Source organism: Micromonospora sp. NPDC005305 (genome assembly GCF_040607315.1).
Lineage (GTDB): Bacteria > Actinomycetota > Actinomycetes > Mycobacteriales > Micromonosporaceae > Micromonospora.
This window is the reverse complement of sequence record NZ_JBEXGL010000001.1, coordinates 396,967-411,960: the sequence shown is the minus strand read 5'-3', so window position 1 is coordinate 411,960 and position 14,994 is coordinate 396,967. Positions and strand designations below refer to the sequence as shown.

At 74.8% G+C, this 14,994-nt stretch carries 15 protein-coding genes; 5 read left to right on the top strand and 10 right to left on the bottom strand.

Annotated elements, in window-relative coordinates:
• The first annotated feature begins 6 nt into the window (after positions 1 to 6).
• The 3 genes from ABZS80_RS01960 to ABZS80_RS01950 are packed head-to-tail and all read left to right on the top strand — an operon-like array spanning position 7 to position 1,579.
• Positions 7 to 477: a YbaK/EbsC family protein gene (locus ABZS80_RS01960; protein ID WP_355053984.1), complete on the top strand. Its 471-nt coding sequence runs from the start codon at positions 7 to 9 to the stop codon at positions 475 to 477.
• A 39-nt stretch (positions 478 to 516) separates the two neighbouring features.
• Positions 517 to 801 carry a DUF427 domain-containing protein gene (locus ABZS80_RS01955; protein WP_355053983.1) on the top strand — a complete coding sequence of 95 codons (285 nt, stop codon included), beginning with the start codon at positions 517 to 519 and terminating at the stop codon, positions 799 to 801.
• 58 nt (positions 802 to 859) lie between these two features.
• Positions 860 to 1,579 carry an RICIN domain-containing protein gene (locus tag ABZS80_RS01950; RefSeq protein WP_355053982.1) on the top strand — a complete coding sequence of 240 codons (720 nt, stop codon included), beginning with the start codon at positions 860 to 862 and terminating at the stop codon, positions 1,577 to 1,579.
• A 4-nt stretch (positions 1,580 to 1,583) separates the two neighbouring features.
• Here the strand turns inward: ABZS80_RS01950 and ABZS80_RS01945 are convergent, their stop codons facing one another.
• Positions 1,584 to 2,879 carry an MFS transporter gene (locus tag ABZS80_RS01945; protein WP_355053981.1) on the bottom strand — a complete coding sequence of 432 codons (1,296 nt, stop codon included), beginning with the start codon at positions 2,877 to 2,879 and terminating at the stop codon, positions 1,584 to 1,586.
• A 52-nt stretch (positions 2,880 to 2,931) separates the two neighbouring features.
• On the opposite strand from ABZS80_RS01945, the gene ABZS80_RS01940 reads away from it, so the two are divergent.
• On the top strand, positions 2,932 to 3,924 hold the full coding sequence (locus ABZS80_RS01940; RefSeq protein ID WP_355053980.1) for a helix-turn-helix domain-containing protein: 993 nt from the start codon (positions 2,932 to 2,934) through the stop codon (positions 3,922 to 3,924).
• 47 nt (positions 3,925 to 3,971) lie between these two features.
• Here ABZS80_RS01940 and ABZS80_RS01935 read toward each other — a convergent pair whose 3' ends face one another.
• The 9 genes from ABZS80_RS01935 to ABZS80_RS01895 all read right to left on the bottom strand — a co-directional run bounded on the left by ABZS80_RS01935 (position 3,972) and on the right by ABZS80_RS01895 (position 13,905).
• Positions 3,972 to 4,448 (bottom strand): hypothetical protein, encoded by a 477-nt coding sequence (locus ABZS80_RS01935; RefSeq protein ID WP_355054194.1) that lies wholly within the window; start codon positions 4,446 to 4,448, stop codon positions 3,972 to 3,974.
• 201 nt (positions 4,449 to 4,649) lie between these two features.
• Positions 4,650 to 5,192: a hypothetical protein gene (locus ABZS80_RS01930; RefSeq protein WP_355054193.1), complete on the bottom strand. Its 543-nt coding sequence runs from the start codon at positions 5,190 to 5,192 to the stop codon at positions 4,650 to 4,652.
• A 697-nt stretch (positions 5,193 to 5,889) separates the two neighbouring features.
• Positions 5,890 to 7,842, bottom strand: a complete 1,953-nt coding sequence (locus ABZS80_RS01925; protein ID WP_355053979.1) for a VWA domain-containing protein — start codon at positions 7,840 to 7,842, stop codon at positions 5,890 to 5,892.
• Positions 7,843 to 7,844: 2 nt separating this feature from the next.
• Positions 7,845 to 9,281, bottom strand: a complete 1,437-nt coding sequence (locus ABZS80_RS01920; protein ID WP_355053978.1) for a magnesium chelatase — start codon at positions 9,279 to 9,281, stop codon at positions 7,845 to 7,847.
• A gap of 87 nt (positions 9,282 to 9,368) precedes the next feature.
• Entirely contained in the window at positions 9,369 to 10,403 is a 1,035-nt protein-coding gene (locus ABZS80_RS01915; RefSeq protein WP_355053977.1) for a hypothetical protein, read from the bottom strand.
• 75 nt (positions 10,404 to 10,478) lie between these two features.
• Entirely contained in the window at positions 10,479 to 11,129 is a 651-nt protein-coding gene (locus ABZS80_RS01910; RefSeq protein WP_355053976.1) for a response regulator transcription factor, read from the bottom strand.
• Positions 11,126 to 12,376, bottom strand: a complete 1,251-nt coding sequence (locus ABZS80_RS01905) for a histidine kinase (RefSeq protein WP_355053975.1) — start codon at positions 12,374 to 12,376, stop codon at positions 11,126 to 11,128. Before ABZS80_RS01905 ends, ABZS80_RS01910 begins: the two co-directional genes overlap by 4 nt.
• A 57-nt stretch (positions 12,377 to 12,433) precedes the next feature.
• Complete coding sequence (locus ABZS80_RS01900; protein WP_355053974.1) at positions 12,434 to 12,931, bottom strand: hemerythrin domain-containing protein; 498 nt, start codon at positions 12,929 to 12,931, stop codon at positions 12,434 to 12,436.
• A gap of 5 nt (positions 12,932 to 12,936) precedes the next feature.
• On the bottom strand, positions 12,937 to 13,905 hold the full coding sequence (locus tag ABZS80_RS01895) for an aldo/keto reductase (RefSeq protein ID WP_355053973.1): 969 nt from the start codon (positions 13,903 to 13,905) through the stop codon (positions 12,937 to 12,939).
• Positions 13,906 to 14,000: 95 nt separating this feature from the next.
• Between ABZS80_RS01895 and mgrA the strand changes: the two genes are divergently transcribed.
• The gene (gene mgrA / locus ABZS80_RS01890; RefSeq protein ID WP_355053972.1) at positions 14,001 to 14,990 is read left to right on the top strand and encodes an L-glyceraldehyde 3-phosphate reductase; all 990 of its coding nucleotides are present in this window, start codon (positions 14,001 to 14,003) and stop codon (positions 14,988 to 14,990) included.
• The last annotated feature ends 4 nt before the right edge of the window (positions 14,991 to 14,994 follow it).

Genomic DNA, 14,994 nt, shown 5'->3' with positions numbered 1-14,994 from the left:
GCGGACATGCCGTCCCCCGCGTTCACCGCCCTGGACGCCGCCGGCCTGCCCTACCGGCTGATCCGGCACGGCCCGGTGCGCAGCCTCGCCGAGGCGGCGGCGGCGCGCGGCGTCCCGGTCCCCGACGTGGTCAAGACGATCGTGGTCCGGCGCGGGGAGGACGACCACCTGTTCGTGCTCACCCCCGGCGACCGGGTCGTTTCCTGGCCGAAGCTGCGCCACCTGCTCGGGGTCAGCCGCATGTCCATGCCGGACGCGGAGGCCGCCCGGGCGGTCACCGGTTACGAGCGGGGCACCATCACCCCGTTCGGCGCCAGCACCGCCTGGCCCGTGGTCGCCGACGAGCGGCTGCAGGGCCGGGAGATCACCCTCGGCGCGGGCGAGCACGGGGTGGCCGTCGCGCTCGACGCCGACGCCGCCCTGGCCGCGCTCGACGCGACCGTCGCCGACGTCACCGACCCCGCACCGGCCCGCTGAGCGGTGGCCGACGCCCGGCCGCCGGCATAGCGTGGAGGCATGCCGAAAGCCGTCTGGAACGACCTGGTCGTCGCGGAGAGCGACGACACCGTGCTGGTCGAGGGCAACCACTACTTTCCCCGTTCGGCCCTGCGCGACGACCTGATCCTCGACTCCGACACCCACACGGTCTGCCCGTGGAAGGGCACCGCCTCCTACTACACGCTCGAACACGCGGGCGACACCAGCCCGGACGCCGTCTGGTACTACCCGGACCCGAAGCCGGACGCGGAGATGGTGCGCGACCGGGTGGCGTTCTGGAAGGACGTGCGGGTCGTCGACTGAGTCACCCCGCCGCCGGGGCGACTGGCTCTCGACCGTCCCGGTGGGTCAGGATGCCCCCATGGCAGACCCACGACCCGATCCGTCCGGCACCGTCTACGGCGGCCGCCGGCCGGCCCGCCGCGGGCTGCCGCAGGACCCGCTGATGCGGATCGCGCTGGGCGTCGCCCTGGTCGGCGTACTCCTGGGGGTGTTCTTCGCCACCGGTGTGCTGGGCGGCGGCGGCGACCAGCCGGTGGTGCCGGCGGCGGCCGAGCCGACCCCGGCGGCGAGCGAGTCGAGCCCGGCCGCGCCCACCACGGCGCCCGCCCCCACCACGGCGGCGCCCTCGCCGAGTGCCGCGCCGACCACACCGGCGGCCCCCGCGGCCACCCCGAGGGTGATCCGCGGGGTCCCCTCGAACCTCTGCCTCGGGGTGACCGGCGACGACCCCGAGGGCGCGAACGCCGCGCTGGCCGACTGCACCGGCGGGCCGGAACAGCAGTGGGTGGTCACCCCGGTGGCCGCCGACACCTACGTCCTGGTCAACGCGGCCAGCGGCAAGTGCCTCGACGTGTTCGGGCAGGGCACCGACGACGGCACGGACCTGGTGCAGTGGTCCTGCAACGGCCAGGCCAACCAGCAGTGGAAGCTCCAACCGGCCGGGTCCGGTCCGGTGCTGCTGGTCGCCGTGCACAGCGGGAAGTGCGCGCAGGTCGACGACGCCGGCACCCAGGCCGGGAGCCAGCTCGAACAGGCCCCCTGCAACGGCGCCCCCGAGCAGCAGTGGGCGGCCGGGTGACCAATCAGCCCCGGTAGCTCCAGGCCCGGCGACCGACCGCCACGGGGAGGGCGACCGCGGGCTCGTCCCCCCGGCGGCGCAGCAGCAGGGAGAGCCCGGCCGCGCCGATCGAGAGGGCGCCGGCCACGTACCAGGCCGCGGCGTAGTCGCCGAGCCGGTCGCGGACCAGGCCGGCGCCGGTGGCCGCGAGCGCCGCGCCGACCTGGTGGGCAGCGAACACCCAGCCGAAGACCACCGCGCCGGACGCGCCGAACCACTCCCGGCACAGCGCCACGGTCGGCGGCACGGTGGCCACCCAGTCCAGGCCGTAGAAGACGATGAAGACCAGCATGCTCGGTCGCGCGGACCCGGCGAAGAGGCTCGGCAGCACCAGCAGCGAAGCGCCGCGCAGCGCGTAGTAGGCGCCGAGCAGCAGCCGGCTGTCCACCCGGTCGGTGAGCCAGCCGGAGGCGATCGTGCCGGCGATGTCGAAGAGCCCGACCAGGGCGAGCAGGCCCGCGGCGGTGGTCTCCGGCATGCCGTGGTCGTGCGCGGCCGGCACGAAGTGGGTGCCGACCAGGCCGTTGGTGGTCGCGCCGCAGATCGCGAAGCCGCCGGCCAGCAGCCAGAACGGCCGGGTCCGCGCGGCGGCGGCCAGCGCGCCGACCGCCCGGGACGCCGCCCCGCCGGCCGGCGGCGTCGGGGGCACGACCTCGGCCGCGCCGTAGGCGGGCAGGTCGAGATCCGCCGGGTGCTCGCGGAGCAGCCACACCACCAGGGGTACGACCGCCAGCGCGGCCCCGGCCACGACCAGCGCCGCCGGTCGCCAGCCGTGATCGCGCACCAGCACGGCGACCAGCGGAAGGAAGACCAGCTGGCCGGCCGCCCCGCCCGCGGTCAGCACGCCGGTGACCAGGCCCCGGCGCTTGACGAACCAGCGCCCGGTGATCGTCGCCACGAAGGCCAGCGCCATCGAGCCGGTGCCCAGCCCCACCAGCACGCCCCAGCAGAGGATCAGCTGCCAGCTCGCCGTCATCCCCACGGTCAGCGCGCTGCCCAGCGCGACCAGCAGCAGCGCGCCGGCGACCACGCGGCGGATGCCGAACCGGTCCATCAGCGCGGCGGCGAACGGGGCGGTGAGCCCGTAGAGCATGAGGTTGACCGAGACGGCGGCGGAGATGGTGGCCAGGGGCCAGCCGAACTCGGCGTGCAGCGGGTGCAGCAGCACCCCGGGGGTGGCGCGGAAGCCGGCCGCGCCCACCAGGGCGACGAACGAGACGCCGGCCACGAGCCAGGCCGGATGCAGACGGTGTCGTGTCACGCTCCGAGTCTCGGCGGGCCGGACCGGCGCGACGAGTGGCCGGAAAGCCATCATGCGCAATAATCGGGCCATGACTGTCGTGCCACACCGCATCGCGGTGCTCGCCCTCGACGGGGTGGTCGGCCTCGACCTCGGCACCCCGGCCCAGGTCTTCGGCACCGCCCGCACCGGCGACCTGACGCCGCTCTACCGCGTCCAGGTCTGCACCCCGGGCGGACGGCCCATCCGCAGCACCGCCGGCTTCCAGGTTGTTCCCGACCACGGCCTGGAGCTGCTGGACTCCGCCGACACGGTGCTCGTCCCCGGCATCCACGACGGCCCGCCCCTGAGCGACGGGACGCTGGACCCGGAGGTGGCGGCGGCGCTGCGCGCCGCCCACGACCGGGGCGCCCGGATCATGTCCATCTGCACGGGCGCCTTCGTGCTGGCCGCCGCCGGCCTGCTCGACGGCCGCCCCGCCACCACCCACTGGGCGTACGCGGACCGGTTCCGCCGGTTCCACCCGCACGTGGACCTGGACCCGGACGTGCTCTTCCTCGACGACGGCGACGTGCTCACCTCCGCCGGGGTGGCCGCCGGCATCGACCTCTGCCTGCACGTCATCCGCACCGACCACGGCAGCGCGGTGGCCAACCGGTCCGCCCGGCGCTGCGTGGTGCCGCCGTGGCGCGACGGCGGCCAGGCCCAGTACATCGAACGCCCGGTGCCCCGGGCCACCGAAGCCGGCACCGCGGCCACCCGGGAGTGGGCCCGGCAGCGGCTGCACGAACCCGTCGCCCTGCGCGAGCTGGCCGCCCACGCCCGGATGAGCGTCCGCACCTTCACCCGGCACTTCCGCTCCGAGACCGGGCTCAGCCCGGCGCAGTGGATGCTCCAGCAGCGCACCGAGCACGCCCGGGTGCTGCTGGAGACCACGGACCTGACGGTCGACCAGATCGCCCGGCACGCCGGGTTCGGCACCACGGCCGCCCTGCGGCAGCACTTCCACTCCCGGGTCGGCGTCGCCCCGACGGCCTACCGCCGCACCTTCCGCCCGACCCCCTGAGCGGGCGGTTGTGTCGGCGGCTCGGCCTTGCCGACGGCTCGGGCCGGTCAGGCGAGGTGGGGCTGGCGGCGGAGGGCGCGGAGCTGGGCCAGGTGCAGGGGAAGGTGGACGCGGGTGTGCAGGTCGAGCGCCCGGCCCCAGGGCAGGGATTCGTCCACGTCCAGGTCGAAGCCCTCCCGCAGCACGGTGTCGACCGGGGTTTCGGCGGCCGGGCCCAGCCGCTCGGCCAGGACGCAGAGCTTCTGGCTGGTGGCCCGGAGCAGGACGGCCAGCCCGTCCAGCCCGCCGCACTCGGAGACCAGCGCGTCGAGCTGCGGCCGGTGGATGGTCTCCAGGTCGTAGTACGCGAACGGCGAGCCGACCAGCACCGCCTCGGTCGCCTCGCTCATCAGCTCGTCGTTGGCGGCGAGGTGCGCCACGATCTGCTCGGCGCTCAACTCCCCGTCCGGGGGTGGCCCGAACCCGCCCCCGTCCACCTCCGCGAGCACCGTCTCGTACGCCCGCCGCAACGCCGCGGCGTCCACCTCGTCCATGCCCGCATCCAACCCCCGCCCGCGACGTCCCCACCGCGGGTACCCCGCCGTGTTCACCCGGATGGGGGCCTCCAACGTGTCGCGATCTTGGCAAGTTGCCGTTCGCTGCTGACGGCAACTCGCCAAGATCCGGATACGCCGCTGGCCGGCACCCCCGGTGTTGGGGGTGCCGGCCAGCGGTCGTTGTTTGGGTCAGTTGTTCCAGTGCTGGGCGACGATGTCGGTGGCCTGCTGCTCCCACTGGGCGTAGGCGTCCGGGTAGGCCGACACCTGCACGGTCTGCGCGGCGTCGGTCAGCGGCATGCTCTCCCAGCCGTCGACCTGCTTCAGGCCCTTGAGGAAGGCGAGGGTGGAGTACTCGGGGTTGGTGATCTGCTCCGGGCTGCCCCAACCGCTGGTCGGGCGCTGCTGGAACAGGCCCAGCGAGTCGTGGTCATTCTTATCGCCGAGGTGGCCCAGGTTCTCCAGCTTCGACTCCTGCAGGCTCGTGGCGATGGAGATGACCGCGGCCCGCTCGGGCAGACCGGCCTTCTTCGTCGCCGCGATGATCGCCTTCGCGTTGGCGGTCTGCTCGTCGTTCAGGTCGATCTTCGACTGGGCGCCCTGCACACTCACCGCCACCGGCGCGGTATGCACCGGCTCAGCAGCGTGGGCGGCGATCGGACCGGCGAAGACACCACCGGTGAAAGCCAGACCAGCAATACCCAGCACACTCTTATGCAGCATCGTGTTCATCACGGATGGCTCCATTCGGGGGTTGGCGCACACCCGCACCGACGGGGGTCGGCTGAAGGTGGTGTGCGCAAGCACCGTCAGGCGCTCAAAAGGGGAAAGTCTTGGGGGATCATCCGGCGCGCGGGGCAGAGCCTCTACGTCGCGCCGGGACCATGTACAACGACCGGCCGGCCACCGTCATTCCCGGCCGGGCAGTCCCGCCTCGGCGGGCGGTCGCTGTGGGCGGGTCACCCCGCAAGGGCGGGGCGTGGTCCTCGGCCGTTCACCCGGATACAACGACACCGGCCGGCCGGCCATTCCACCGCGGGGATGCCGCCGGTCACCCCCGCAACCGGACACCGCGCCCAGGTCGGGACCGTCGGTGGAACGCTATGGATGTATCCGGACCCGGGAGACACACATAGCGTTCCACTCACCGCCCGCGTAGGGCACGAACCGGACACTCACCCCACACCGAGGCGGCCTGGGCGGGCGGCTACGAACGTGATGACGTAACCGGATCGGCGCGAGGTGGCCGCGTCGCCGACCAGGGCGGCCAGGTGGGCCCTGTGCGGCCCCCTTGCTCTGCAGCCACGGACGCACCACCTCCGCACCACGGCCGCTGCGCGCATGGCTGCAGAGCAAAGGCGGTCGTGGAGCACCTGCCACCGCGCCGGGACGATCCGCCCCACGACGGCTGGAAGGCAGGATGTCCGGGTCAGCGGCGGCCGTGGCGGGCGCGGAGGTAGTCGGAGACGACGTACTCGCCGAGGTCGTCGAGGTCGGGGGTGAACATCCGGCCCTTGGAGCGCCGGGCCACCGCGTCCACGAACCGGCGCAGGCCCGGGTCGTCGCCGAGCATGAACAGGTTCAGCGTGGCGCCGTACCCGGTCAGCTTGTCCACCTCGCGGATGGTCGCCTCGATGGTTTCCGGCAGCGGCGGCCAGTGGAAGTACGCCTCGCCGTCGGACGGGTCGAGGTGGGCGGTGGGCTCGCCGTCGGTGACCACGAGCACGACCGGCTCGGCGCCCGGGTGCCGGCGCAGGTGCCGCCCGGCCAGCCGCAGCGCGTGCTGGAGGTTGGTGCCCTGCTCCATGTCGGGCTCCACCGCGGCCAGTTCCTGCTGGGTCAGCGGCATGGCCTCCCGGCCGAACCCGATGATCTGCAGGGCATCCTGCGGGAAGCGGGTCGCCATGAGGTGCGACAGGGCCAGCGCCGTCTGCTTCATCGGCCCCCAGCGCCCCTGGGAGATCATCGAGTACGACAGGTCGACGCAGAGCGCCACGGCCGCCGACGCGCGCCGCTCGGTCTCCATCACCTCGAAGTCCTCGACGGCGAGTTGCACGGGCACCCCGGGGCCGGCCCGGCGGACCGCGCGGGTGAGGGTGCGCACCACGTCGAGGGGCTGCTCGTCGCCGTACTCCCACTGGCGGGAGGCGCCGCTGACCTCGCCGGCCGCGCCCGCGGAGCGCAGGTCGTGCTGGCCGCGCGGGCCGGCGGTCAGGTCGGCGAAGACCCGCCGCAGGGCGGTGCCGGCGAGCCGGCGCAGCGCCTTCGGGCTCAGCGTCAGCCCTTCGGCGTCCCGGGTCACCCAGCCCTGCCGGCGCAGCTCACGTTCCAGCTCCTGCAACCGGCGTACGTCGTCGGCGGCATCCCGGCCGAGCGTCCGGGCGACCGCGTCGACGTCGACGTCGTCCAGGGTGGCGCCGGGGTGGTCCTGGTCGAGGGAGTCGAGCAGCTCGTCCAGTTCGGCGATCTCGCCGAGCGCGCCGGTGGCCTCGCCGTAGCCGAGCTGCTGGTCGCCCCGGACCCGCTCGCCGCGGCGCCAGTTCAGGTCGGGGCGCAGCGAGCGCAGGTGGTCGTCGAGCTGGGACAGCTCCCCGGCCAGCTGCTCGCCGAGGGACTGGCGCATGAGGCCGGCCAGTTCCTCGCGCTGCCGGTCGGACAGCGACCGCATGAGCCGCTCCCCGGCGGCCGACCGGCGGGCCAGCACGTCGATCAGCTCGTCGACGTCCTTCGGCTGCTCCGGGAAGAACTCGCCGTGCCGGCGCATGAACTCGGCGAACGCGTCGGTGGTGTCCTCCGACCGGGCGTGCCGGGCGAGCAGGTCGTTGAGGTCGCGCATCATCTCGGCGAGCTGGCGCTGGGTGGCCGGGTCGCCGGCGGCCCGCGCGGCGTCGCGCAGCCCGGCGAAGCGCTGCTCCAGCACGTCGCCGCGCAGCCCGTCGAGGATCCGCTGGTAGCTGGCGCGCGCCTCGTCGCTGGCCCAGTCGTACCCGGACAGCTCCTCGACGGCGCGGGCGGTCGAGCGGGGCAGGTTGTCGAGCACCGCCTCGGCGAAACGGGCGTCGTCGCCGTCGCGCCCGCGCAGTTCCTCCCGCTCGGCGGCGAGGGCCTGGTCGAGCAGCGCCTGAGCGCGGGTCACCGCGCCGTCCAGGTCGCCGCGGCGCAGCGCCTCCCGGCGCAGGCGGCGGGCGCGGGCGGCCAGGTCGTCCAGGCCGCCGCGCCCCTGCGGGCCGCGCCGCAGCAGGTCGCGCAGCGCCTCCCGCAGGCTGCCGCCGGCGAGGACCTCCGAGCCGACCGCGTCCACGGCGGCGCGTACGTCGTAGGGCGGGGCGAGCGGGTCGGGCCCGCCGCGCCACTGCCCGTACCGGAACCGGTTGCCGGCCACGGTCAGCCCCGGCCGCCGTAGACGGTGCGCCCGGACTCGGTGACGTCCTTGCCCAGCCGGCGGGTGAGGTGCAGCCCTTCGAGGACGAACTCGATGCCGGCGGCGGCCTCCTCGGGGGTGGGCGCGTCGCCGAGGCCGAGCCGGTCGAGCACCTTGGCCAGCCCGGGAACCGTGCCGACCTGGCGGAGCAGTTCGGCCGAGGAGACCAGCTCGCCGGTCTCGATCTCGGTGCCCTCGGCGACCAGCGCGGTGAACCCGGAGAGATCCAGCCCGGCCAGGCGGGCCCGGAACGTCTCGGCGGTGGCGGTCCGCAGCAGGTGGCCGAGGACCTCGATCTCCCGCCCCTCCTCGCCGCTCTCGAACTCGACCTTGCCGCGCAGCGTCGAGGTCACCGAGACGGCGTCGCCGACCCGGGCGACCGGGGCCTCGTGGGTGGCGGCGCCGAGCAGGCCGGCACGGCGCAGCGCGGCGGCGGCCACGGTCTCGGCGGCGGCGATGGCGAACCGGGCGGAGACGCCGGAGCGCGGGTCGACCGACGGCGATTCCCGGACGGCGCGGGCGAACCGGGCGAGCACCTCCAGCACGTGCTCGGGGACGGTGGCGACCAGGTCGGCCTCCTGCTGGATCAGGGCCAGCTCCAGCTCCAGGTCGAGCGGGTAGTGGGTGCGGATCTCCGCGCCGAAGCGGTCCTTCAGCGGGGTGATGATCCGGCCCCGGTTGGTGTAGTCCTCCGGGTTGGCGCTGGCCACCAGCAGCAGGTCCAGCGGGAGCCGGAGCTGGTAGCCGCGGACCTGGATGTCCCGCTCCTCCAGCACGTTGAGCAGCGCCACCTGGATGCGTTCGGCCAGGTCGGGCAGCTCGTTCACGGCGAAGACACCCCGGTTGGTGCGCGGCACCAGCCCGAAGTGGATGGTCTCCGGGTCGCCGAGGGTGCGCCCCTGGGCGAGCCGGATCGGGTCGACGTCGCCGATCAGGTCGCCGACGCTGGTGTCCGGGGTGGCGAGCTTCTCGCCGTAGCGCATCGAGCGGTGCAGCCAGCCGATCGGCAGGTCGTCGCCGCGCTCGGCGACGAGAGCGCGGGACGCCGGGGTGAGCGGGTGCATCGGGTGCTCGTTGAGCACCGAGCCGGGGATCACCGGGGTCCACTCGTCGAGCAGCGCGCCGAGCGAGCGGATGAGCCGGGTCTTGCCCTGACCGCGCTCGCCGAGCAGCACCATGTCGTGGCCGGCGAGCAGGGCCCGCTCGACCTCGGGCAGCACCGTGTCCTCGTAGCCGACGATGCCGGGGAAGCGCTCCTCGCCGGACCGCATCCGGGCGAGGAGGTTGTCGCGGAGTTCCTGCTTGACCGTGCGGTGGCGATGGCCGGAGGCCCGCAGCTCGCCGAGCGTGCCGGGCAGCTCGGCGGGCGGGGCCGGGGGAACCTGGTTGGGCGCAGTCACCCGACCAACGCTAGCTCAGAACTCGGGCACCGCCCGGAGAGCGCCGGAGGCCGGCCCCGCCCCGTGCCGGGACCGGCCTCCGGGCGCTCAGTCCCGGCGGCGGAGCTGGTAGGCGTACGCGGCGGCGGCCAGTGCGACCGCCCAGACGGGCCAGAGGGCCATCGGCAGGGCGGCGGAGTTGCCCTCGCGGATCAGGGCGGCGAACTCCGGCGCGGCGAGCAGGTCGAGGCTGGCCGCCAGCACGGCGAGGGAGACCAGGCCGGCCGGGATCACCGCGAGGCGCACCGGCACCCGGCGGCCGGCCAGTCCGGGCAGCCAGCGCGGGAACCGCTCGCCCCAGCGGGCCACCAGCCCGAGCGTGAGCACTGCGCCGACCACGGCGAACGCGCCCAGCCCGGCGCCCGCCCAGGTCGCACCGTCGGCCCGCATCTCGGCGAGCGTCTCCCGGGACATGCCCAGCGGGATGCCGGCCAGCCAGGCGAACCGGGTGAGCGCGTAGAGCACCGGGATGACGGCCGCCGTCCAGGCCGCCCACCGGCCCCAGCGGGCGGCCGAGGCGGGCGCGGTCCAGCCGGGCGGCGGCCCCTCGGCGGTCCGGCGGCGCCAGCTGAGCAGCGCGCCGGCCAGCAGCATCCCACCGGCGAGGGCGGCCAGGCGGGCGAACAGCGGCCAGGCGAAGACCTCGGCGTAGTCCACGGGAGGCCAGCCGAACGGAGCTCCGATGATCAGCATCGGGGCGTAGCCGAGCAGGGCCAGCACCCGCATTCCGGGAATCACCACCGCCAGCACGAGGGCGACGGCCGCGGCGTATCCGGTGAGCAGGACGCGCAGCGGCCGGGACGGCCGGCCGGCGGCACCGGTCATGGCGAGGGCGGCGACAGCCGCGGTCAGCAGCACCGCCGCGAACAGGGGCGGGCCGACGGAGACCGGCACGAGCCGGAGCAGGCCGGCGGCGTCGCCGCCGTGGGGATCGTTGGCGCCGAACGGGTAGCCCGCGCCGGTCAGCGTCGAGAGCAGGGCGAGGACGCCCCAGCCGCCGAGCCAGGCGGCGGCGAGCGGGGCGGTCAGGTCGAGCCGCGTCCGGGCGGCCCGACGGGGTGGGGATGCGGTCGTTGTCGTCATGCCCTCAGCGTCGGCCGGCCGGCCCCCGGATCCCTCCCGCGCCGGGGTGGACAGCCTCCCCCACGGGAGGGACCGTCAGCTGGTCGGCACCACGAAACCCGACTCGTACGCGGCGATCACCGCCTGGGTGCGGTCGCGCACCCCGAGCTTGGCCAGCACGTTGCCGACGTGGGTCTTGACCGTCTCCACACCGACCACGAGCCGGTCGGCGATCTCGGGGTTGGAGAGCCCGGCGGCCATCAGCCGCAGCACCTCGCCCTCCCGCTCGGTGAGCCGGGCGGCGCGCAGCCCGTCGCCGCCCCGCCCGCCGTACGCGCCGACGAGCCGGCGGATCGCCGCCGGGAAGAGCAGCGACTCGCCGGCCGCCACCACCCGGATCGCCTCCACCACCTCGGCCGGGCGGGCCCGTTTCAGCAGGAAGCCGCTCGCCCCGGCGCGCAGCGCCTCGTAGACGTACTCGTCGTTGGCGAACGTGGTGACGACCAGCACCCGGGGCGGGTCGGCGGAGGCGGCCAGCAGCCGCCGGGTGGCCTGGATGCCGTCGATGGCCGGCATCCGGACGTCCATGAGCACCACCCGGGGGCGCAGCCGGGCCACCAGCGACGGCACCTCGGCGCCGTCCGCGGCCTCGCCGACCACCCGCAGGTCCGGCTGAGCGTCCACGATCGCCCGCAGGCCGACCCGGACCAGCTCGTCGTCGTCGACGATCAGCACGTCGATGGTCACCGGGTCTCCCCCCTCGGCGCCGGCAGGGTGACCCGGACCCGCCAGCGGTCGCCCTCCGGGCCGGCCGTGAGCTGCCCGCCGAGCAGCAGCACCCGCTCCCGCATGCCGTCCAGCCCGCGCCCGCCGCCACCCGGCCCGGTCGTGCCGCGCAGCCCGTTCACCAGCTCGATCTCCAGGCGACCATCGGGTACGGCCACCCGCAGGCGCACCGGCCCCCGGCCGTGCCGGGCCGCGTTGGTCAGTCCCTCCTGCACGATCCGGTACCCCTCCCGGGACACCACGGCGGGCAGCCCGCCGAGCGTCCCGCTGACCCGGCACTCCACGGCCAGACCGGCGGCCCGGGTGTCGGCGACCAGCCGGTCCAGCCCGTCCAGGGTGGCCTGCGGCGCGGTGGGCGCGGGCGCCCGCCCGTCCGCCGTCTCCCGGAGCAGCCCGAGCACGTGGTCCAGCTCGTCCATCGCGCGGCGGCTCGTCTCCTCGATGGCGCGCAGCGCCCGCCGGGTGAACTCGGGGTCGCTGTCGAGCAGCTCGCGGGCGGCCCCGGCCTGAAGGGTCGCCACGGTCAGCGCGTGTCCCACCGAGTCGTGCAGCTCGCGGGCCAGCCGGTTGCGCTCGGCCAGCCGGGCGGACCGGGCCTCCAGGGTGGCGATCCGCTCGGCCTGGGCCGGGCCGAGCAGCACCGGCGCCATCGAGGCGGCGAGCGCGCCCAGCCCGGCGACCGCGTAGCCGAGCGCGACCAGCAGAGCCAGCCCGGCCAGTCCCGCCACGACCGGATGGTCCGGGTCGAACGGTCCGAAGCCGCCCTCGCGGGCGGCGCCGGTGTCCACGCCGGCCAGCCCGGCGAGGAAGACCAGCGCCATGGGGAACGCGCTGATCGCCGCGAACAGCACCAGCGCTCCGGTGAGCAGATGCAGGGCGATCCAGAGCGCGGCGCGCAGCCGGGTTTCCCGGTCGATCCGGTGGCCCGGGGCGGGGTCGGGCAGGTCGACGGCGAGCAGCGCCCGGGCGGCGGCGATCTCCAGCGCCCGGCTGCCGGCGAGGAACACCGGCACGGCGGCGAGCCCGGCGCCGACCAGCAGCAGCCCGCCGCCGAGCGGGCGGGGCACGTCGTCGTTGCCGAGCAGTTGCGCGAACGCCGCCGCGAGGAACGCGTACGGCAGGGCGAGCACGCCGCCGAGGAGCAGGAACACGGCGCGCCGCCAGGTGCTCGCGCGCACCAGCGGCGCCAGCACGCCCGGGACCGTCACCCGGTCATTCTGCCGCCCCGAAGCGGCCTGCCGACTCCCCCGAGACGGGGAGATCGGTCAGCGGTGGTCCTGGACGTACTTCTCCGGGTCCTTGTCGCGGAACGGCAGGTTGCGACCGTTCTTGTGCTCGCCGTAGAAGGTCAGCCAGCGCTGCCCCAGCTCGGCCCGCAGCTCGACGCTGGCGTGCCGGCGGAAGTCGGGCAGCGCCTCGTCCTCCTCCTCGGCCAGGTGCTCGCTGTTCTCCCGGCGGGCCCGCCACACGGCTGCCCACCAGGCGTCCGAACCCACCTCGTGGAGCTTCGACTCGGCGACGGCGTCGCGGATCTTGTTGTGGTCGCCGATGGCGTCCTCCGTCTCCTCCGCGCCGTCGTCGCCGTGCTTGACGAGGTGCGGGTAGAGGATGGCCTCCTCGGCCTCGGCGTGGATGTCCAGATGCAGGGCGAGCGCCGCCCAGACGGCCAGCAGCTCGGCCGGGTCCCGGGCGTCGTCCAGCCGGGCGAAGCCCCTGCGGAAGGCGGCGTGGTCGTCGAGGATCAGTGCGGTGATGTCGTCCATGGTGGTCACTTCCCGGTGCGGGCGCGGATCAGCTTGGGTACGGCGGCCAGCCCGGTGACCGGGCGGAACGCGTGGGCGGCGGTGGCCAGCGCGGCGTGCTCGTCGTCGGCCAGGTCGATCTCGGCGGCGGCCGCGTTGCGCTCGACCTGCTCGACGCTCGACGCGCCGGGGATGGCCACCACGGTGGGGTGGCGGAGCAGGTACGCCAGGGCGATCTGGCTGGGTGTGGCGTCGTGCGCGTCGGCGACCTCGCGCAGGGTGGCCATCAGTTCGGTGCCCCGGTCGAGGTTCTCGGGCAGGAAGTACGGGTTGGCCCGCCGGACCGCCCCGGTGGGCGGGTGCCGCGCGTCGTAGCGGCCGGAGAGGAAGCCCTGCCCCAGCGGGCTGTACGCGATGACGATCCGGCCGGCCTGCTCCGCGTACGGGATCAGGTCCTCCTCGGGGCCGCGGTCGACCATGCTGTAGCGGACCTGGTTGCTCAGCACCCGGCGGCCCAGCGCGGCCTCGGCGAACCGCCAGCGGCGCAGCGTGTAGTTGCTGACGCCGACCTCGCCGACCAGCCCGACGTCCTGGAGCGCGCGCATCCCGCGCATGGTGGTGGTGTCGGCGACCACCGGGTGGGGTTGGTGCACCTGGTAGAGGTCGATGCCGGCGACGCCGAGCCGGGCCGCGGAGGCGACCGCGCGCTGCTGCACCACGGGGGCGATCGGCAGCACCGGGAACACCTTGCTGGCGACCACGACCTTGGCCCGGTCGTCGCCGAGCGCCGCGCCGAGAATGCGCTCGCTGCGGCCGAAGCCGTAGATCTCGGCGGTGTCGAAGAGGGTGACGCCCAGGTCGAGCGCCCGCCGGACGATCTGCGCCGCCCGGCGTTCGTAGTCGGGGCCGTAGCCCCACTCCCGGGAGCCGAACTGCCACGTGCCGAGGCCGATCTTCGAGATGGGCTTGGGGGTGTCGAGCGGGACGTAGCGCATGGACTCGAAGCTACCCAAGCGGGCGGGACCGCACGCCGGTTCCGCCGGCCCACCTCCGCCCCGACCTGGGCCCGGCCCGGGACTAGGGTCGGAGGGTGACCTACCTTGCCAGCGAAGACCGTTACGACTCGATGATCTACCGGCGCAGTGGCCGGAGCGGCCTGCGCCTGCCCGCCATCTCGCTCGGGCTGTGGCACAACTTCGGGCCGGACCGCCCGTTCGAGCGGCAGCGGGACATCGTCCGGCGCGCCTTCGACCTCGGGATCACCCACTTCGACCTGGCCAACAACTACGGCCCGCCGCCCGGCGCCGCCGAGGAGAACTTCGGCCGGCTGCTCGCCACCGACCTCAAGCCGTACCGGGACGAGCTGGTCATCTCCAGCAAGGCCGGCTATCTGATGTGGCCCGGCCCGTACGGCGAGTGGGGTTCGCGCAAGTACCTGGTCTCGTCGCTGGACCAGTCGCTGCGCCGGATGGGCCTCGATTACGTGGACATCTTCTACTCCCACCGGTTCGACCCGGACACTCCGCTGGAGGAGACGATGGGCGCGCTGGACGCGATCGTCCGCTCCGGCAAGGCGCTCTACGTCGGCATCTCCAACTACAACTCGGAGCAGACCGCCCGGGCCGCCGAGATCCTCCGCGAGCTGGGCACCCCGCTGCTGATCAACCAGCCGTCGTACTCGATGCTCAACCGCTGGACCGAGGCCGACCGGCTGCTCGACACGCTGGAGCAGGCCGGCGCGGGCTGCATCGCCTACAGCCCGCTGGCGCAGGGCCTGCTCACCGACCGCTACCTGGGCGGCATTCCCGAGGATTCCCGGGTGCGCACCAGCGTCTTCCTCAACGAGAGCGACCTCAGCGAGGAGCGGATGGCCACCATCCGCGGGCTCGCCGCGGTCGCCGAGCGGCGCGGCCAGAGCCTGGCCCAGCTCGCGCTGGTCTGGGCGCTGCGCGACCCCCGCATGACCAGCCTGATCATCGGGGCGAGCAGCGTGGCCCAGCTGGAGGGGAACGTGGCCGCGCTGGACAACCTCGACCTGGGCGTCGAGGAGCTGGCCGAGATCGACCGGCACCTGGGCTGACGCC